This window comes from Sphingomonas sp. 320_CC (genome assembly GCF_059691795.1).
In genome coordinates, this window is sequence record NZ_JCAWAE010000001.1 from 784,921 (window position 1) to 804,090 (window position 19,170).

Annotated in this window: 14 protein-coding genes; 7 read left to right on the forward strand and 7 right to left on the reverse strand. The window is 64.3% G+C overall.

Annotated features, from left to right (window positions below; all coding sequences use genetic code 11):
- Positions 1–8: 8 nt before the first annotated feature.
- The 3 genes from rnr to AC59GX_RS03635 are packed head-to-tail and all read left to right on the forward strand — an operon-like array spanning position 9 to position 2,919.
- Positions 9–2,240, forward strand: a complete 2,232-nt coding sequence (gene rnr / locus AC59GX_RS03625) for a ribonuclease R (protein ID WP_426280945.1) — start codon at positions 9–11, stop codon at positions 2,238–2,240.
- Positions 2,241–2,291: 51 nt separating this feature from the next.
- A complete protein-coding gene (locus AC59GX_RS03630; protein ID WP_426280944.1) occupies positions 2,292–2,588 on the forward strand; it encodes a hypothetical protein in 297 nt (98 codons plus the stop codon).
- 31 nt (positions 2,589–2,619) lie between these two features.
- On the forward strand, positions 2,620–2,919 hold the full coding sequence (locus AC59GX_RS03635; protein ID WP_497300833.1) for a hypothetical protein: 300 nt from the start codon (positions 2,620–2,622) through the stop codon (positions 2,917–2,919).
- Here the strand turns inward: AC59GX_RS03635 and AC59GX_RS03640 are convergent, their stop codons facing one another.
- The gene (locus AC59GX_RS03640) at positions 2,920–4,077 is read right to left on the reverse strand and encodes a saccharopine dehydrogenase family protein (protein WP_426280942.1); all 1,158 of its coding nucleotides are present in this window, start codon (positions 4,075–4,077) and stop codon (positions 2,920–2,922) included.
- A gap of 76 nt (positions 4,078–4,153) precedes the next feature.
- Between AC59GX_RS03640 and AC59GX_RS03645 the strand changes: the two genes are divergently transcribed.
- Positions 4,154–4,522 (forward strand): TfoX/Sxy family protein, encoded by a 369-nt coding sequence (locus tag AC59GX_RS03645; RefSeq protein ID WP_426280941.1) that lies wholly within the window; start codon positions 4,154–4,156, stop codon positions 4,520–4,522.
- Here AC59GX_RS03645 and AC59GX_RS03650 read toward each other — a convergent pair.
- Positions 4,519–6,294 (reverse strand): ABC transporter transmembrane domain-containing protein, encoded by a 1,776-nt coding sequence (locus tag AC59GX_RS03650; protein WP_426280940.1) that lies wholly within the window; start codon positions 6,292–6,294, stop codon positions 4,519–4,521. The genes AC59GX_RS03645 and AC59GX_RS03650 overlap by 4 nt on opposite strands.
- 162 nt (positions 6,295–6,456) lie before the next feature.
- Between AC59GX_RS03650 and AC59GX_RS03655 the strand changes: the two genes are divergently transcribed.
- The gene (locus AC59GX_RS03655; RefSeq protein ID WP_426280939.1) at positions 6,457–7,689 is read left to right on the forward strand and encodes a polyhydroxyalkanoate depolymerase; all 1,233 of its coding nucleotides are present in this window, start codon (positions 6,457–6,459) and stop codon (positions 7,687–7,689) included.
- A 39-nt stretch (positions 7,690–7,728) separates the two neighbouring features.
- On the opposite strand, the gene AC59GX_RS03660 is transcribed toward AC59GX_RS03655, so the two are convergent.
- Positions 7,729–8,211, reverse strand: coding sequence for a pyridoxamine 5'-phosphate oxidase family protein (locus AC59GX_RS03660; protein ID WP_426280938.1), 483 nt, complete (start codon positions 8,209–8,211; stop codon positions 7,729–7,731).
- 230 nt (positions 8,212–8,441) lie between these two features.
- Here AC59GX_RS03660 and AC59GX_RS03665 point away from each other — a divergent pair, with 230 nt between their 5' ends.
- Positions 8,442–9,482 (forward strand): cupin-like domain-containing protein, encoded by a 1,041-nt coding sequence (locus AC59GX_RS03665; protein WP_426280937.1) that lies wholly within the window; start codon positions 8,442–8,444, stop codon positions 9,480–9,482.
- A gap of 88 nt (positions 9,483–9,570) precedes the next feature.
- Here AC59GX_RS03665 and AC59GX_RS03670 read toward each other — a convergent pair whose 3' ends face one another.
- From AC59GX_RS03670 to AC59GX_RS03685, 4 genes are read right to left on the reverse strand one after another with little or no spacing between them, the layout of a single operon-like run.
- Complete coding sequence (locus tag AC59GX_RS03670; RefSeq protein ID WP_426280936.1) at positions 9,571–11,058, reverse strand: tryptophan halogenase family protein; 1,488 nt, start codon at positions 11,056–11,058, stop codon at positions 9,571–9,573.
- On the reverse strand, positions 11,055–12,572 hold the full coding sequence (locus AC59GX_RS03675; RefSeq protein ID WP_426280935.1) for a tryptophan halogenase family protein: 1,518 nt from the start codon (positions 12,570–12,572) through the stop codon (positions 11,055–11,057). The genes AC59GX_RS03670 and AC59GX_RS03675 overlap by 4 nt, the downstream gene beginning before the upstream one ends.
- Positions 12,569–13,969, reverse strand: coding sequence for a tryptophan 7-halogenase (locus AC59GX_RS03680; RefSeq protein WP_426280933.1), 1,401 nt, complete (start codon positions 13,967–13,969; stop codon positions 12,569–12,571). The genes AC59GX_RS03675 and AC59GX_RS03680 overlap by 4 nt, the downstream gene beginning before the upstream one ends.
- Positions 13,966–15,468 carry a tryptophan halogenase family protein gene (locus AC59GX_RS03685; protein WP_426280932.1) on the reverse strand — a complete coding sequence of 501 codons (1,503 nt, stop codon included), beginning with the start codon at positions 15,466–15,468 and terminating at the stop codon, positions 13,966–13,968. Before AC59GX_RS03685 ends, AC59GX_RS03680 begins: the two co-directional genes overlap by 4 nt.
- A 153-nt stretch (positions 15,469–15,621) precedes the next feature.
- Between AC59GX_RS03685 and AC59GX_RS03690 the strand changes: the two genes are divergently transcribed.
- Entirely contained in the window at positions 15,622–19,101 is a 3,480-nt protein-coding gene (locus tag AC59GX_RS03690; RefSeq protein WP_497300837.1) for a TonB-dependent receptor, read from the forward strand.
- Positions 19,102–19,170: the final 69 nt, after the last annotated feature.

Consider the following 19,170-nt stretch of genomic DNA (forward strand, 5'->3'; position numbering starts at 1 on the left):
TCTGTACCATGTACAAACCAAAAGCCGGTCTTCCGACGCGCGAGCAGATCCTCGACTTCATCGCCACTTCCGACGTGCCCGCAGGCAAGCGCGAGATCGCCAAGGGCTTCGGGCTCAGCGCGCAGGACAAGATCGGGCTCAAGGCTTTGCTCAAGGACATGGCCGATGAGGGGCTGATCGACAGCGCGCCTGGCCGCGCGTTCCACAAGATGGGCGGCATCCCGAAGGTGACGGTGCTGCGGATCGCGGACGTCGACGACGGCGGCAACGTCTGGGCGGTTCCCGAGCGCTGGGAGGCGGAAGGTGTGCCACCGCCGCGGTTGCGCGTGCGCGAACGCAAGCGTGGTGCGCTTGGGGTCGGTGAGCGAATTCTTGCGCGAACGGAGGAGGCTGGGAACGGCTGGATCGCGCATCCGATGAAGGTGCTTGCGCCGGCATCCGAGCAGGTGCTCGGCGTGTTGCGCGAAGAGGCCGGACGCCTCTGGCTGACGGGTGTCGACAAGCGCGAACGGCGTGAGTTCGCGGTGGCGGATGCGGGCGGTGCGGCGCCGGGCGATCTCGTGCTGGCGGAACTTGCGGGCAAGCCGCCCAAGATCGCCGCCCGTGTCGTGCAGAAGCTCGGCGATCCGTTCGCAGCACGTAGTTTCTCGCTGATCGCAATCCACAAGCTCGGTATTCCCGATGTTTTCTCGCAGGAAGCGCTCGACGAAGCGGAGCGGGTCTCGAAGCTGCCGTTGGGGGAGGGGCGTGAAGATCTGCGCAACCTGCCGATCGTCGCGATAGACCCAGAAGATGCGCGCGATCACGACGACGCCGTCTGGGCGGAAGCGGACGACGATCCCGCGAATGCCGGCGGGTGGAAGGCGATCGTCGCAATCGCGGACGTCAGCTTCTACGTTCGACCGAAGTCCGAGGTCGACCGCGAGGCTCGGCGGCGCGGCAACTCGGTGTATTTTCCCGACCGCGTCGTGCCGATGCTGCCGGAAATCCTGTCGGCGGAGGTGTGTTCGCTGAAGGAGGGTGCCGACCGTGCCGCGCTCGCGTGCCATTTGCGGATCGGCAAGGATGGCTCGCTCAAGTCGTGGCGCTTTACGCGCGCGGTGGTGCGGATCGCGGCGAACCTTGCGTATGAGGAAGCGCAGGCGATCATCGACGCCGCATCGCCGATGGAGGACGAGCGCGGCGATATGCTGAGCGTATTGCAGCCGCTCTGGGCTTGCTGGCATGCGCTGGCCAAGGCGCGGGATGCGCGGGCGCCGCTCGATCTCGATTTGCCGGAGCGTCGCGTGGTGCTCGACGAGCAGGGGCGGATCATGTCCGTTTCCCCACGTGAGCGCCTCGACTCGCACCGGCTGATCGAAGATTACATGATCGCCGCCAACGTCGCCGCCGCCAAGGCGCTGGAAGCGAAGAAGGCGCCGGTGATGTACCGCATTCACGAACCGCCCAGCCGTGAGAAGCTGGCGGCGCTCAAGGAGTATCTCGAGACGTTCGACGTGCCGTTCGCGCTCGGGCAGGTCGTGCGGCCAGCAACGTTCAACCATATCATCGAGCGGATCGGTGACGCTGATTTCCGTCCGCAGGTAATGGAGCAGATCCTGCGTACCCAGACCCAGGCCTATTACGCGCCCGGCAATCACGGGCATTTCGGCCTTAGCCTCGGCAGCTATGCGCATTTTACATCGCCGATCCGGCGCTATGCCGATCTGCTCGTCCACCGCTCGCTGGTGTCCGCCTATGGGCTTGGCGAGGGCGGGTTGCCAGCGGACGATGCGGCCAACATGGAGTCAGTCGGCGAGATCATCAGCCGGCTTGAACGTCGTGCGATGGAGGCCGAGCGCGACACCACCGATCGCTATGTCGCGGCGTTCCTGTCGGAGCGCGTCGGGCAGGTGATGGACGTGCGGATCACCGGCGTCACCAACTTCGGCTTCTTCGCGACAGTCGAGGGAATCGGTGGAGACGGCCTGATGCCGGTGCGCGATCTGGGCGGCGAATATTTCCGCTTCGACGAGGGCGCGCGGACGCTGACCGGCGAGCATAGTGGCGACGTCTTTGCGCAGGGCCAGACGCTGGAGCTACGGCTTGCGGAAGCGAACCCGGTGTCGGGCGCGCTACGCTTCGAGATGCCCGAGGGGAAAGGCGCGGCGCAACCTCCGCGTGGTGGGCGCAAGCCTGTGCGCGAGATCAAGCGACGCGGTCGCCCAACGAACATCCGCCATCAGGGCAAGCGGCGTTAGAATTTGCGCAAACCCCTCGCGCTATGCGAGATCGGCGCGGGGGGAAGAAGTATGCGGGGACTTATTCTAGGCCGATCGCGCCGACGGATCGTCAAGGATTTCGTCGCGGCACGGGCCACGTCGGCTGATCGTGCGATCGCCTATGTAGCGAAGGACGCGCGGATGTTCCGCCAACTTCGGGTCTTTGGCGCGATCGTCGAAGACGGGGCCGGGCGCTATCATCTCGATGCGCGAAAGCTCGGCGCATTTCGCGCTTCGGTACGACTACGTGCAGCAGCGATCGTCGGGGTGTCGGGCGTGGCTGCAAGCGTTGCGGCGGCGGCGACGGTCTTCACGCTTGCCGAATAAGCTCTCGCCGGTAAATCCGAGCCCATCCGGCATGCCGATGGCGTCGCGTCCGCATCGGATTCGCGGAGTCATCCCGGCACTGTTTCTGGCACGACACGCAATCGGACCCGACGATGCGATCGCATTCCAACCTCGTGACGCTCCGGAGCAGGCGACGTTCGATCGGCTGCGCACCAACGGCATCGTCCGCGAAACCGCGCCAGGTCGCTTCTATTTCGATCTCGACGCGCATTATGCTGCCGTCGAGCGACGCCGACGTCTCGCTGTGCCGATCGCCATCATCGTGTCGGTGCTGATCGCCTGGATCGCCACGCGGTTCTTTCGCGGTTGATCACCCGACCGTGAAGGTCAGCCCTGCCTTCGCTACCAACCGGTCGCGCAGTTTCGTGCCCATCAGCGCACCCGGCGTCCAGATGCCGCCATCGCCCTGCACGTCCTGGACTAGGCACAGTGCCGCCTCGGCGATCATCTTGCTGGTCGAGCCATAGCCCGGATCGCGGTCGCCGGTGACGACCGCGTCGATCCGCTCGCCATCGGGCATGATGCCCGCGAACAGCAGGTCGTAATGGCCGGCATCGCGCTCTTCCTTCGACGGGCCTTCGCCCGGTTTCGGCCCCTTGTCGCCCGAGAAGGGATTGAACTTGGCGATCGCCTCGGCAGCGACCTTGCCGAGATCGCCCAGTCCCGCGACCATCATCTCGTCATAGACGAAGTCCGCACCATAGGCCTCGCCGAGCAGAAAATTGGTGCGGTGGACGTTCTTGGTGTTGATCGGCGCCATCACGAACGGCGCGACCCAGGCCGAGATGGTCGTATCGTATTCGGGGAGCAACCCGGTCGGCTGATGCGGCCCCTGGAAGCCGGGGGTCAGTGCGAACGGACTGGTCAGCAGCTTGACGATGCCGGGATCGCGCGCGGCGGCAGCAAGCGTTGCCTTGAGGCTGGCTGCGGTGCCGCCGGAGAAAGTGCCTTGCATTTTGCGCACGCGGCCTTTTACGCGAGGCGCTGGGATGCCGTATTTCGCCTTCGCCGCTTCCTGCAAGGTGAGCACGCCGAGATCGAAAGGGATCGAGTCGAACCCGCAGGAGAACACGATCCGTGCGCCGGTCCGCGTCGCTTCGCCCTCATGCGCGTCGATCATGTGGCGCATCCAGGCTGGCTCGCCGCATAGGTCGACATACCCGGTGCCGGTCGCGGCGCACGCGGCGACGAGGTTGGAGCCGTACAGCTGGTACGGTCCGACCGTAGAGATGACGACGGTGGCGCGTTCGGCCATCGCGCGGAGGCTGGCGGGATCGTCCGAGTCGGCGGTGATCAGCGGCGTGTCGGCGGGGGCACCGATCAGGTCGCGGACCTCCTGCAGTTTGGCGAGCGATCGCCCGGCCATCGCCCAGCGAACGCCGGTCGGGTAGGTCTGGACGAGATACTCCGCCACAAGCCGGCCGGTGAACCCGGTCGCGCCGTAGATGATGATGTCGAAGTCGCGCATATCCATCTCCTGTTTGACGGCAGTTCTGCGCGTGTGTGCGCGCCGTCGCAAGAGAAACGCCGTTGCGCGGCTCGCCATGCGCGCATCGATCTGCGAGTATCGCCCGATGGCATGCGATCCAAAAACCGTCGCGTTTATCGTCGAACAGCTCGCCGCGGCTGGGGATGTCTCCGCAAAGCCCATGTTCGGCGAATACGGCGTCTATTGCGACGGCAGGATGGTCGCGCTGATCTGTGACGAGCAGCTCTTCGTCAAACCGACACCGGGCGGCCGCGCGTTCGTTGGGGCGATCGACGAAGCGCCGCCCTATCCCGGCGCGAAACCGTGCCTGCTGGTCGATGCCGATCGCTGGGACGATGCCGACTGGTTGGCCGAACTCGTCCGCATCTCGACCGCGGAACTGCCAATGCCGAAACCGAAAAAGCCCAAGCCCAAGAAAGTCTAGGCGGCCTCGTTGAACTGCAGGCTGGCGAGCCGCGCGTAGAGTCCGCTGTTGGTCATCAGCGACGCGTGCGAGCCTTCCTCGACGATCTGACCGTCGCTCATCACGATGATCCGCTCTGCCGCGCGTACGGTCGCTAGGCGGTGCGCGATGACCAGTGTGGTACGGTTCGCCATGAGCCGCTCTAGCGCTTCCTGCACGAGCCGCTCGCTTTCGGCATCGAGCGCACTGGTGGCCTCGTCGAGCAGCAGGATCGGCGCATCGCGGAGGAGCGCGCGGGCGATCGTCACGCGCTGGCGCTGGCCGCCCGACAGCCGTGCGCCGCCTTCGCCTAGGAACGTGTCGAGGCCCTCGGGTAGTTTGCGGAGGAATTCGGCGGCGTTGGCGGCTTCGGCGGCGGCCCAGAGCTGGTCGTCGGTCGCGGTCCAGTCGCCGTAGCGGAGGTTGTCGCGCGCCGAGGCCCCGAAGATGATCGTCTCCTGCGGGACCATAGCGATGCGGGCGCGGACTTCCGCCGGGTCGGCGTCGCGCAGGTCTATGCCGTCCAGCGTCACGCGGCCGGCGTCGGGATCGTAGAAGCGCTGGACCAGCTGGAAGAGGGTCGTCTTGCCTGCGCCGGAGGGGCCGACGACGGCGACCGTCTCGCCCGGCTTCACGTCGAGCGAGAAGCCGTTGAGCGCGGCGACATCGCGCCGCGTCGGGTAGTGGAACTGCACGCCCTCGAACGCGAGCGCGCCGCGTGGCGGTTGGGGCAGGGCGACCGGGTTGGCGGGCGCGGCGATCTCGGGCTTTTCGCGGAGCAACTCGGACAGGCGTCCGGCCGCACCGGCGCCGCGCAACAGGTCGCCGTAAACTTCGGTCAACGCGCCGAACGCGCCGGCGACGATCCCTCCGGTCAGCACGAACGCAGCGATCGCGCCACCGCTGATGCGGCCGGCGGCGACGTCGATTGCGCCTTCCCACAGGACCAATGTGATCGATCCGAAGACGAGGCCGATGACGATTGCCGTCATCACCGCGCGGAGCATGATCCGGGCGCGAGCCGCGGCGAAGGTCGCGCTGACCGCGTCGGAGAAGCGGATCGCCTCGCGGTCTTCCTGCCCGAATGCCTGCACGACCTTCATCGCGCCGAGCGTCTCGGTGGCGATCGAGCCGACGTCGGCGACGCGGTCCTGCGACGTGCGCGAGTAATTACGCACGCGTTTGCCGAGCAGCGCGATCGGCAGGATGATCAGCGGGATGCCGATCATCAGCATGCCCGCTAGCTTCGGCGAGATCGCGAACAGGTAGATCAGCCCGCCGATGCCGGTGAACGTGTTGCGCAGCGCGATCGACACCGTGCTGCCGACGACCTGTTCGATCAGCGCCGTATCCGATGTGAGACGCGAGGCGATCTCTGACGGGCGGTTCTCCTCGAAGAAGCGCGGCGTCAGCCGGAGGAGGTGGCGCTGCACGTTGGTGCGAATATCCGCGACGACGCGCTCGCCTAGCCACGACACGTAGTAGAAGCGCACTGCGGTTGCGAGCGCGAGCACCACGACGATCATCAGCAAATAGTGGAACGAGTTCGCGACCGACCCGCCCGCGCCGGGGCCGAAGCCGCGGTCGATGACGCGCTTGAACCCGTACGGAATGCCGATCGTCGCCGCCGACGTCATCATCAGCGCGAGCCCCGCGAATGCGATCTGGCGGGGGTATTGGGAGGCGTGACGCCACACCATCGCGAGATCGCCGATCCGGCGGGACGTCTTCTCTTCGGGTATCGGCTTGGCCATGCGCGGTGCCTAGCAGTGGCGGGGGTGGCGCTCAACGAGAACCGGGCGTCGCCGAAAGCGGTGATCCGGTCGCGCGGGACGGAGCGGCGGTCGATCGCGCGTTGCACTGCGGCAAAATTGCGTTACCACCGTGCAAAGCCCGATGAGGCGAGAGGATACCGCATGCTCTACGATGCCTATGAATTCCAGCGTTCGATGATGGCCGGCGCCAGCAAGATGGCGAGCTTCGGCGCGGATATGCTCAACAATCCGGCAAACCCGTTCGCCTATTTGGGCGGCGGCACGGTGGTCGCGTCGGCACTCGAAGTGTTCGCACACGCGAATGCAACGCGGGGAAAGCCTGCCTTCGGCCTCGATACGACGACGATCGACGGTCGCGAGGTCGCGGTGCGCGAGGAGATCGTGCTCCGGAAGGACTTCGGGCAGTTAAAGCGCTTCGTGCGCGAGGGCGTCGAGGGCGGTCCGAAGCTGCTGATCGTCGCGCCGATGTCCGGCCATTACGCGACGCTGCTGCGCGGCACCGTCGAGCGGATGCTGCCGTTCGCCGACGTCTACATCACCGATTGGCGCGACGCGCGCAGCGTGCCGCTGTCGGCAGGGCGGTTCGATCTCGACGACTACATCGATTATCTGATCGAATATCTGGAGACGATCGGCGCGAATGAGGGGCAGGGGGGCACGCATATGCTGGCCGTCTGCCAGCCCTCGGTGCCGTGTTATGCGGCCGTCGCGCTGATGAGCGCGGACAAGAACCCGTGCCGTCCGAAGACGCTGACGATGATGGGTGGTCCCGTCGACACGCGCGAGGCACCGACCGCAGTGAACACGCTAGCGACCGAGCGGCCGCATGCGTGGTTCGAGCAGAACGTGATCGCGACCGTCCCGGGGAATTATCCGGGTGCGGGGCGGAAGGTATATCCCGGCTTCCTGCAACTCGCCGGGTTCATGTCAATGAACCTGGGCAACCACATGGTCTCGCATTGGGAGATGTATAAGCATCTCGTCCAGGGCGATGGAGAAAGCGCGTCGCAGAGCCAGGATTTCTACGAGGAATACCGGTCGGTCTGCGACATGACCGCGGAGTTCTATCTCCAGACGATCGACGTCGTATTCCAGAACCACGCCCTGCCGCGGGGGATCATGACGCATCGTGGTCGGCTGGTCGATCCTGCGGCGATCACCGACATCGGCCTGCTCGCGGTCGAGGGTGAGCGCGACGATATTTCGGGGCTGGGCCAGACCAAGGCTGCGTTGACGTTGGCAACCGCGCTACCCGACGAGAAGAAGCGCTATCTGATGGCGGAAGGGGCCGGTCATTACGGCATTTTCAACGGGTCGCGCTGGCGGGACAAGATCGCGCCGGTGGTGGAAGAGTTCATCACCGCGCACGGGTAAGAGAAATGGGCGGCCTTTTACCGGCCGCCCATATTTGGTTCAGGCGATCGAGTTTACCACCGCATGGCTGCTCGACTCGTCCGAACGGATCGTGCCGCCGAACAGCATCTTGAGGCGGCCGCCGACCGAGATATCGGTTTCCCACAGCTCGGCGCTATCGATGTCGAAGCGCAGCAGCGTCAGGTTGGGATCTTCCTTGCCGCCCGGAAACCATGCCTCGACCTGGTTGTTCCAGAGCTTGTCGATCTGCATGCGGTCGTTCGAAGTCGAGACGTCGCCCGACATGCAAGCGAAGAAATCATGGCCCTTGCCGACGAACTGCGCCATCGCCGCTCCGCCCTTGGCGATACGGTTGTCGCGACCGGCGAAGAAGAACAGCGTGTTGGGCTGATCGTCGTCGATCTGCGCAGTCATAGGCTCGGAATGCTGACCGTCGTTGAGGCCGATCATCACGAACGGGCTGGCCTTCAGCTTCTCGATGAACTTCGCTGCGACTTCCTGCGGGGTATCCTTGTCGGCCATCGTCATTCTCCTATTGGCTTGGATTGCCACTGAGAACGGGTGGGGCGGGGGTTGGTTGCGCGGGATCTCTGGTAGGCACACGCGCTGCTTCTGGATAAAACCGCGACCAACGGGCCATGTCGACGACCGCTGCGGTTCTGCGGCAGCACGAAAAATACGGTGAATGCGTTTTGCCGATCCGTGCCTCAAACAGGATTTGGTGAGGCGCATCTTACTGCTATTGCAGGACTATGGAGAGTATTCATTCCGCCGTAACGGACGTTCGCGTCGAAGAGCGCGCCGTTGTCGACGCTCAGACCTTTGCTACCGAAGTAGCGGGACGCTCTACCCCGGTGGTGTTGCGAGGGCAGGTTGCCCACTGGGCCAGCGTGCGGGCGGCGGAAGGTGGCGACGACGCGACCGCAACGTATCTGGCCGGCCTCGGTGATGGCGGCAAGCCGATGGACGTGCTGATCGGCGGTCCCGAATTCGGTGGCCGCTTCTTCTATCGCGGCGATAATCTAGAAGGTTTCAACTTTCACCGCGAGAAGGCCCCGTTGGCGGTCTTGCTGAGCGAATTGTTGCGGCTGTCCGGCGTGCCCGAGGAAAAGCGGCATTTCCTCTACGCCAACGCGGCAACCGCGCCTGAGCATTTGCCGGGATGGTTGGCAGCCAATCCGATCAACCTTCCGCTGGGCGGAGCGACGCCAAGGCTGTGGATCGGCAACGGATCGCAGACCGCGACACATTATGACGGCTCGACGAACCTCGCATGCGTAGTTGCCGGCCGACGCCGCTTCACGCTGTTCCCGCCGGACCAGGTCGGCAATCTGTATATCGGACCACTCGACCGGACGCTGGCCGGCCCGCCGTCCAGCATGGTCGATCCGTTGGCGCCGGACCTGCACCAGTTTCCGCGATATGCCGAGGCGCTGCGTCATGCACTGGTCGCCGATCTAGGGCCGGGCGATGCGTTGTTCATCCCAGCGATCTGGTGGCATCACGTCCAGGCGTTCGGGACGCTCAACGTATTGTGCAATTACTGGTGGGCGTTCGACCCGACGGTCTCGGCGTTTCACGCGATGGTTCATGCCATGATGGCGGTGCGCGATCGCCCGCCGGCGGAGAAGGCAGGGTGGCGGGCCTGGTTCGAGCATTATGTGTTCGGCGACGATGCTGCGGCAGCCGGCGATCATCTCCCCATGGCAGCGCGGGGCGTGCTCGGCCCAGCCTCGCCAGATCGTACCGAGCGGATCCGCAACTATCTGTTGAAAGCGCTCCAGCGACGCTGACCGAGTGCCGTCGATGAAGGCGGCCCAGGCAGGCGGCGGGCCGCGGCCGCAACCACGGTGAGCGGCACGAGTATTAGCCGATGCTGGTTTACGCCAATCTGGCGACTGCATGGGCATGGGATGGCATATGCGTCAGTGAAGTAGCGACTACGCGTTCGACCTGAGCCAACCGATTGGCGGCGGTCTCGATCGGTATGCCGTCGCAGATCGGATCGTAGCCTGAGACGGGGGCGTTCTGTCCGGTCAACACAGCAAGCCAGCTAGTTTCATTAAACAGTTCGTCGGCCTCTCGAAAGATGCGGCCGCCGGCGCGAAACAATGCGAGCTTTTCGGCCAGGCCTTCAGGGATCGCTGCAGCTGCGCGGTCGCGCCAAAACGGTTCTGCGCGCGCATTCAAATGGTAATGTGCGACGAGGAAGTCTCGGATGCGAGTATATTCCGCGGTCATGATGCGGTTGTAGCGCTCGACCACTGCCGGGGCGGGAGGGGCGCCCGTCGGCAACATCCTGAGCAGATGCTGCAATCCGCTTTGCACCAGATGAATGCTGGTGGATTCAAGCGGCTCCATGAACCCCGCCGCCAGACCAAGAGCGATGCAATTACCGACCCAGAAGCAGTTGCGGTGGCCCGTTGCGAAGCGGATCACGCGAGGTTCGGCAAGGGTCTCTCCTTCCACCCCGGCCAGCAACGTTGCGGTCGCCTCGTCCTCGCTCATGTGGCGGCTGGAAAAGACATGGCCGTTGCCGGTGCGGTGCTGCAGCGGGATACGCCAGCGCCAGCCGGCGCGTTCGGCGATCGCCCGAGTGAGCGGCAGCGGTGCGGCGTCGGCAACCGAAGCCACTGCGACGGCACGGTCGCAGGGCAGCCATTCGGACCAGTCGGTCCATCCTGCCTCCATTGCGCCTTCGATCAAAAGTGCGCGAAAGCCGGAGCAGTCGAGGAACAGGTCGCCGGCGATGCGGCTGCCATCGGCGAGATGTACAGCCGCGATACCCGCTGGGCCGCGCTCGACGCGTTTGACCAGCCCTTCATGGCGGACGACGCCGTATGCCTCGGCCTGCACGCGCAAGAACGCGGCGTAGCGCCCGGCGTCGAAATGATAGGCATAGCCGATCCGCGACAGGGGTGAGTTTCCATTCGCGATCGGCCGCGAGAAACGGCCGGCCTCCGCTGCGCATGCCTCAAGCGAATAGGCGCCCAGTGGTTCTGCCGCGCCTGCCTGGCGCGCACGCAGCCATTGCGCGGCGAACGGCACGCCGGCGATGTCGGTACCGATCTGGCCAAACGGATGGACATAGGACTCGCCTGGACGCGTCCAGCCTTCGAAGCGGATGCCGAGCTTATAGCTACCGCCGGTCGCGCGGAGGAAGGCGACCTCGTCGATCCCGAGCATCGCGTGGAAGGTACGAATCGGCGGGATCGTTGCTTCGCCCACGCCGACCGTGGGGATGTCGTCGGACTCGATCAGCGTCACGCGCGTGCCGGCGGGGCCGAGCAGTCGCCCTAACGCGACCGCGGCCATCCAACCCGCGGTGCCGCCACCGACGATCGTTACAGATCGTAGCGCGTCGGTCATGCGCGCATACGCGTCGGGCTGGTGCGGGCGAGATAGTCTTCGTGGCGCGGCATCCGCGCTGCGGCGTCGGCGAACATCGCGCGCAAACGATCAAACCGTGCGTCTACGTCGCGTGGATCGACCGCATCGGCGAGGCGATCCCAGCCCTCGGGAACGATGCCTTGCCCAAGCAACACTGCGACCCAGCTTGCTTCGGCGAACAGATCGTCCTCCCATCGGAACAGTCGTCCGCGACGTCGCCACAGGGCGATCTTCTCGGCCAGACTATCGGGGATCGCCCGCGCACCCGCTTCGCGCCAGAAGGGGGAGTCGGTCCGGCGGGTTGCGTGATAGTGAAGCACCAGGAAGTCGCGAACCTGGTCGAACTGGGTCTCGGCAAGACGATTATAGGTATCGATCTCGACCGGCGAGAAACCCTGGTCGGGGAACAACGCCAGCAGCTTCGAGATGCCGGTCTGCACCATATGGATACTGGTCGATTCGAGCGGCTCGGTGAAGCCGGAGGCTAGGCCAAGCGCGACGACGTTGCCTATCCACTGTTTTCGACGTTTCCCTGCTGTGAAACGCAGGACTCGAGGGTCGGCAAGCGGCGGTCCATCGACGCCATCGAGCAAGGTCGCGGCGGCCTCGTCGTCCGAGCAATGCGCGCTGCTGTAGACATAGCCGTTACCGGTGCGATGTTGCAGCGGGATGCGCCATTGCCAGCCGCTCGCTTGCGCGGTCGAGCGGGTGTAGGGCGTGATCGCTGTGCCGGTATTGGCGGTCGGCATCGCAACGGCGCGGTCGCAGGGCAACCAGCGCGTCCAGTCTTCGTAACCGGCACCGAGCGCCTGCTCGATCAGCAAACCGCGGAAGCCCGAGCAGTCGAGGAACAGGTCGCCTTCGATCCGGCGGTCGCCGGCGAGCGTGACATGACGGACGTGCCCGGTATCGCCGTCGAGAACGACATCGCCGATCTCGCCCTCGATCCTCGTGACGCCGTCGCGTTCTGCACGACTTCGCAGGAATCGGGCGTAAAGGCCGGCGTCGAAATGATAGGCATGCGCCATCTGTGACAATATGGATGCCGGGTCGGGCGAGGGGGGGGCGAACCGCCCGGCCCGCGCGGCGACCGCGCACAGCGAGTAGGCGTCGATGTCCTCGACCACGCCTGCGGCTCGGCGACGTCGCCAATGTTGGTGGAAGCGGACGCCCTCGATATCGAAGCCGAACCCGCCAAACGGGTGGAGATAGCGTTCGCCGATCGCACCCCAGTCGACAAACTCGATGCCGAGCTTGAAGCTGCCTGCCGTCGCCGCCAGAAACGCCGCTTCGTCGATGCCGAGCATCGCGTTGAAGGCCCGGATCGGTGGGATAGTCGCTTCGCCGACACCGACGGTGCCGATCGTATCGGACTCGATCAGCGTCACGCTGGCCCCCGTCGGGATCAGTCGTGCTAGCGCCGCGGCCGCCATCCAGCCCGCGGTGCCGCCGCCGACGATGACGATGCGACGGACAGGTGAACCCAGCGTCATGCGGCAGCCAGTTCGGCCATGGCGTGCGCGTAAGGCGGAAGCGCACGGACCTGCGCGATGATCCGCGCGCGATGATCGGCGAAATGCTGTTGGATCGTTGCCAGGGGCAGCGCATCGGCACGCGCGTCGTACCGCCGTGGCACGAGACCCATCGCGTCGAACATCGCGGCCCAGTCCTCCTCTTCGAACGGTTCGTCGTCGAACATCGGCAGACGTCCGCGAGCGGTAAACAGGGTGCGTTTCGCCTTGACGGCATCGGGAAGCATCGTGTCGCCGGGCTCGTCTCCGAATGCACCGGTGCCAAGGCCTGCGGCCTTCTGCGCGACGACGAAGTTGCGGGCGCCCGTCATGGCGTTTGCCGTAAATCGATTGAATGCCCTGGCTTCGATGGGTGCGCGGCGTTCAGTGGGCCAAAGCTGGATGAGTTGCGCAAGCGACCGCAGCAGTACGGTCAGCGCGGTTGGATGCAGTGGCTCGATAAGCCCTGCGGCGGCGCCTAGGGCAATGCAGTTGCCGCGCCAGGCCTCGACGCGGCGACCGGCGCGGAACGGCGTGCCCTCGCCACCCGCGGCGCAGGTCAAGCGCACGTCGGCGCCACCGAGCGGCCAGGTTGCGGTCCAACCCGAACCCTGCGCGTCGACTTGCGTATAGGGTGGCGGTGTGCCCGCTGCTGACAGCGTTTGCGTATGCGTCCGGTCACACGGCAGCCATGCCGACCAATCTTCGAATGCCGGCGCCGTCCAGCTCGCGATGCGCGCGCTGCTGCCGGAACAGTCCAGCACGAGCAGCGGAACAATTTCGGTGCCGTCCGTCAATTTCAGCATCTCGACGATGCCGCCTGCGTCGATCCGAGCGTCGGCCAACGGTGCGTTCGCGCACGAAGCACCGAAGTTCATCGCGGCCGCGCGCAGCACCGCGGTGTAGGGTTCGACCGGCAGATGCAACGCATGCGCAATCGGGGCTTCGAGAGCGAACCGGCCGGCCTGTGCGGCAACCGCCGACAAGGCATAGTCGGCCAGACGGACATGCATCCCGTCCTTGCGCAGCCACCCGGCAAGCTGGTGGAACGCGATACCCTGAAGCGGCGCGCCCGTTCCGCCGTAGGACAGGAACGCCGCGGCACCGTCGTTGCGCCAGCCCCCGAACGCGACCCCGAGCGCATGGCCTCCGCCGGTTGCGCGGACAAGCGCCGTCGGCTCGATGCCGAGATCGGCATGAAACCCGCCGAGCGCCGGCGGCACCGCGATCACCGGCGCGAAATCCCCCAGTCCATCGCCACTCGTGCCATCGTCGATCACGACGACACGATAGGCGTCACGAGGCAGGCGACGGGCGAGCGCGGCTGCGGCCATCCAGCCGCACAGGTTCGCGCCGAGGATTGCGACGACCCGGCTCATGCCGCGGCCTTGATCCGCGCAATATAGTCCTCGTGCAAGGGCATCACTTTGGCTGCACTCGCACAGGCGGCGGCGACCCTGGCGACGTGAGCGCGCGAAGTCGCTGACGGAATACCGGCAATCAGCGGATTCACGCGGTCCGGCATGATGCGCTGGCCGTAATAGACGGCAAGCCAACTCGCCGGCAGGAACATGCCCTCTCGATAGGATGCGACGATGCCCCGCTCGCGGAATTCGGCGATCTTCTCGGTCAGCGACGAGGGCAGGGTCATGGTTCGCATGTAGCGCCAGAACGGCGTATCGTCGCGTTCCGTGGCACAGTAGTGCAGCACCAGGAAGTCACGGACCCGGTCATATTCCAATGCCATCGCGCGGTTGAACTCCGCCTCATCGGCTGGGTCGAATACGCCACCGGATGGAAACAGTTCGATGAGCTTGCCGATCGCGAGCTGGATCAGGTGGATGCTGGTCGATTCGAGTGGTTCGAGAAACCCCGCGGACAGGCCGATCGCGACGCAATTCCCAACCCATTGCCGATCTCGCCGGCCCGTACGAAAGCGCAGCATGCGCGGTTCGGCAAGCGCCTCGGCCTCCAGGTTATCCATCAACACCGCGCGTGCGGTTTCCGGGTCGGTGAACCGTGTCGAGAAGACATGGCCGTTCCCCGTTCGATGCTGCAGCGGGATGCGCCATTGCCATCCTGCTTCACGCGCGGTTGCCCGGGTGTACGGTGTCAATGCGCCGGTATTGGCGGTGGGAACGGCCCATGCGGCATCGCACGGCAACCAGTGCGACCAATCCTCATATTTAACCTTGAGTGCGCCATCGATCAGGAGAGCGCGAAAGCCGGAACAGTCGATGAAAAGGTCACCCGCGATCCTCCGACCATCGGCAAGGCGAACGGCATCTATACCACCCGCGCTTTGCTCGACCGCATCGACGCGTCCTTCGATCCGGAGGACGCCGCGCGCTTCGGCATAGTCGCGCAGATAGGCCGCGTAGAGCGTCGCATCGAACTGATAGGCGTAGGAATAGGTCGACCGGATCGAGCGCGGGTCCTCGAGTGGCGGCGTAAAACGATTGTCCCGTGCGGCGACGATCGGCAGCGAGCAGTCTTCCAGCGTCGGTAAGCCGTCAGCGCCACCACGCGACGCGTGGGCCCAATACTGGTGGAAAGGCAGGCCATCGATGTCGTGCCCGAAATCGCCAAAGGGATGGATGTAGCTGTCGCCGATACGGCCCCAATCGCGAAATTCGATGCCAAGCTTGAACGTCGCATTTGTACGACGAATAAAGTCGGCTTCGTCGATACCCAATCTTTGATTAAAGAATCGGATGTGAGGAACCGTCGCTTCGCCGACGCCGACTGTGCCGATCTCCTCTGACTCGATCAGGGTTACGTCGGCAAGCCGGCCGGCAAAGCTCATGGCCAATGTTGCCGCGGTCATCCAACCAGCGGTACCGCCACCAACGATCACGACTTGTATCCGGGCGCCCATGGCCAATCGTCATCCTCTCTGTGTTGCATCTTGGCAACTACCCACTCATTTCCGAGCGTTCTTAACCTTTTATGTAGCTGTTACATTCGTGTGACGCTACCTCGCCAGACAGATAAAGCGCGCCAAAGAATGATAGCGCTATCTATAAAGGGGATGCAGAACGTCATGGTCACTGCGAATATCTTAGTTGCGTCGACTCGTATTGGTGCGCTGAAGGGCGGGGCATCGTTGATCGCGCTGTGCCTGGCCGCGTCGCCGCAGATGCTGCATGCCCAGCAAGCAGATACACTTCCTTCGCAGAGCACGCCGACCCCGGCGGCGCTTGGCCGTACCGCACCTTCAGATCGGGCTGCAGCGGCGAGCGTCGACGCCTCCTCGTCCGGGCAGGCACAGCCCTCCGCAAACGCGCAGGTTCCGTCGGGTGGCGCCGTGCCGACGCAGGCCGAGCAGTCGACTGCGACCCCGCAGGACGAGGCCGCCAACCAGGACATCGTGGTCACCGGCATTCGTCGCAGCCTGCAGAGCGCGCAGGCGATCAAGAAGAATTCAGAAGTCGTCGTAGACTCGATTTCGGCCGAGGATATCGGTGCACTGCCGGACCGTTCGGTCACCGAAGCATTGCAGCGCGTTCCGGGCGTGTCGATCAGCCACTTCTCGGCCGGCGTCGACCCAGACCATTTCTCGACCGAAGGATCGGGCGTCACGGTTCGCGGCCTGAGCTATACGCGCTCGGAGATCAACGGACGCGACTCGTTCAGCGCGAACAACGGTCGCGGCTTGTCGTTTGCCGACGTGCCGTCCGAGCTTCTGGGCGGGGTCGATGTGTTCAAGAGCCCATCGGCCGACATGATCGAAGGCGGTATCGGCGGCACGGTCAATCTGCGGACGCGTCTGCCGTTCGACTCCGTCGGGTTTGCCATTGGTGGCACGCTGGAGAACAACTACGGTGACTTCGTTAAGAAGTCGGCGCCGACCGTCTCGGTCCTCGCCAGCGACCGCTGGGAAACCGGCATAGGCGATTTCGGTCTGCTCGGCAGCTTCGTCCGCTCGCAGGTCCGCAGCCGCGCTGACAGCGTGCAGATCTCGAATTGGGGCGAGCGTCCGGAGGGTACGAACGGCGTCTTTTATCAGCCAAGCAACATAGATCCGAACAATCCCAACTCGATCATCGCGACTCCCGCAACGGCGACGTCGGCGGCGGTGACGGTGCCGTTCGCCCGCACGACCTATCTCCCGCGGGGTGCCGCGATCCGGAGCCAGGAATTCGATCGCACGCGCTATGGCTATTCGGCCGCCGGTCAGTGGCGGAGCCCCGACAGGTCGAAGACCGCGACGGCACAGTTTCTCCGCACGGACTCGCGCGAGGCCTGGACCGAGAATTCAATCGAAGTGGCGACGGACAACGTGCTGGCGGCGGGCGATACGCAGCCTTTCCCGGGCACGAGCTTTACCTTTGACGACGACAACGTCTTTACCGGCGGCCTGATCACTGGCCCCAACGGCTACCGCGCCGACCAGAGCGCGCCTGCCGATATGCGTACGCCGACGAATGGTCTGCAGAGCAACAATATCGCGCGCGGCAACGAATCGCGGTTCCGCACCAACGACGCGAGCTTCAACTTCAAATGGCAGGCGACAAGCCGGCTCGGCGTCAACGTAGACTATCAGCATGTCTGGTCGCAGGTGAAGGTAACCGACCTGACTGTGTGGGGCACGAGCTATCAGAACGCGGACATACGTCTGAATGGTAGCGATCCTGCCTATGTGAACTTCGTGCCGGTCGCCAATGGACCTAATAACTACCAAAACGCCGCGCACCCCAGCTACACGGACCCCTATAACAACTTCTACCGTGCTGCGATGGATCACATCGAGGACAGCAAGGGTAATGAGGATTCGGCGCGTATCGACCTGGATTACTCGTTTCCTGAGGACAGCTGGCTAACCTCGATCCGGGGTGGCTATCGATTCTCCGACCGTCAGAACGATGCGCGTTCGACGGCGTACAACTGGGGCGTGCTCAGCGAAATCTGGGGCGGCGGTACCGTCCCGGCGCCGACCGCCGCCGATCCTGCCGCGACGGCATCGGTCGGTCCGGGCGGCCCGGTCTGGTTCGATCGGCCGATCGATGGCAATCCGGCGACCCGCGACGCGGGCCAACTCGGCCCGCAGCAAGCGTTCCTCTACGACAACTTCTTCCGGGGTCAGGCGAACGATGCGTCCAATGGCGGGCGCGTGTTCGTACCGGGAGGTTTCCTCCAGGATTACGGCGCAGCGACCCAGGCGATCACGCAGATTGCCCAGGAATGGCGGACTTTCACGAGCAATCTGTCGGGTGCCAATGGCTGGGTCCCGCTGGCTGGGCGGGCTGGCGCAGTCGCTGGAACGCCGTTCCTGCCCGGCGAGATCAACCCGGTCAGCGAGCGCAACAATGCGGCGTATCTTTCCGTGCGATTCGGCAATGACCTGTCGAACGGGTGGAACCTGAGTGGCAATGTCGGCGTGCGCTACACGAAGACACGCCGAATCTCGTCTGGCTTCTACTCGTTCCCGCAACAGTCCTTCAGCTGTCCGACCTTGACGCCGGAGCAGATCGCAACCGGTGCGACGGTATCCCGTTTCTGCGCCTTGCCCGGCGCCACACAAGCGGCTGCGGCCGCATTCCAGAATGGTGCGTTGTCGCCAATCGCCGCCAAGCTGAGCTATGACTATTTTCTGCCAAGCTTCAACGTCAAGCTGGCGGTCGGCAGTGGTCTTCAGTTCCGTGCGGCCTTCACCAAGAGCGTCGCGCCACCGAACTTCGACCAGACCCGGGCGTTCTACAACGTCGGCCTTAACACAAGCGACCAGAACATTCTGTTCAACGGCGGGCCGATAGCGAACTTTACCGTGGGCAATCCGTATCTAAAGCCCGTGCGTGCCGACAATTATGATCTGACCGCCGAATGGTATTTCTCGAACGTTGGCCAGCTGACGCTGTCGCTGTTCAAGAAGAATCTGTTTGGCGTGCAGACCAACAGTTTGCAGCGTCAGACCTTCACAAACAACGGTGTAAGCTTCGACGGTATCGTGACAACGCCGCTCAACTCCACCGATACCGGTCGCTTGAAGGGACTCGAACTCGGGTACCAGCAGACGTACGATTTCCTGCCCGGGTTTCTGGCCGGGTTCGGCTTCTCCGGAAACTTTACGTACATCGAATCGTCCGGCGTGCCACAGCAGACCCTCGACCCGAATGATCCGAACGTTACCGCAGGCATAATTTCCAATATCGATACCGCCGGTCTGCCGTTGCAAGGTCTGTCGAAATACCAAGTCAACGCCGGGCCGTTCTATCAGCGCAATGGATTGGAAATACGCGCCGCCTATAATTGGCGTTCGAGGAATTTGCTCACCATTCGTGACGTGATCGTGCCGAACTCACCGGTGTTCGCAGAAGCCTATGGTCAGGTCGATGCCTCGATCTTCTACTCGGTGACACCCTCGGTACGTATGGGCTTCCAGGGCGTGAACCTGACGAACTCGATCACGCGGACTTCGTACGTGATCAACGACGACCTGCTGACGCGGCCTCGCAACTGGTTCATCAACGATCGCCGCTTCACCTTCTCGATCCGCGTCGCGATCAAGTAAGGCGAAAAACCGGCCGACTATCTGGTGGGCCTAATATACTTCCTTGGGGTGCCCCGGTCTTACGGGGCG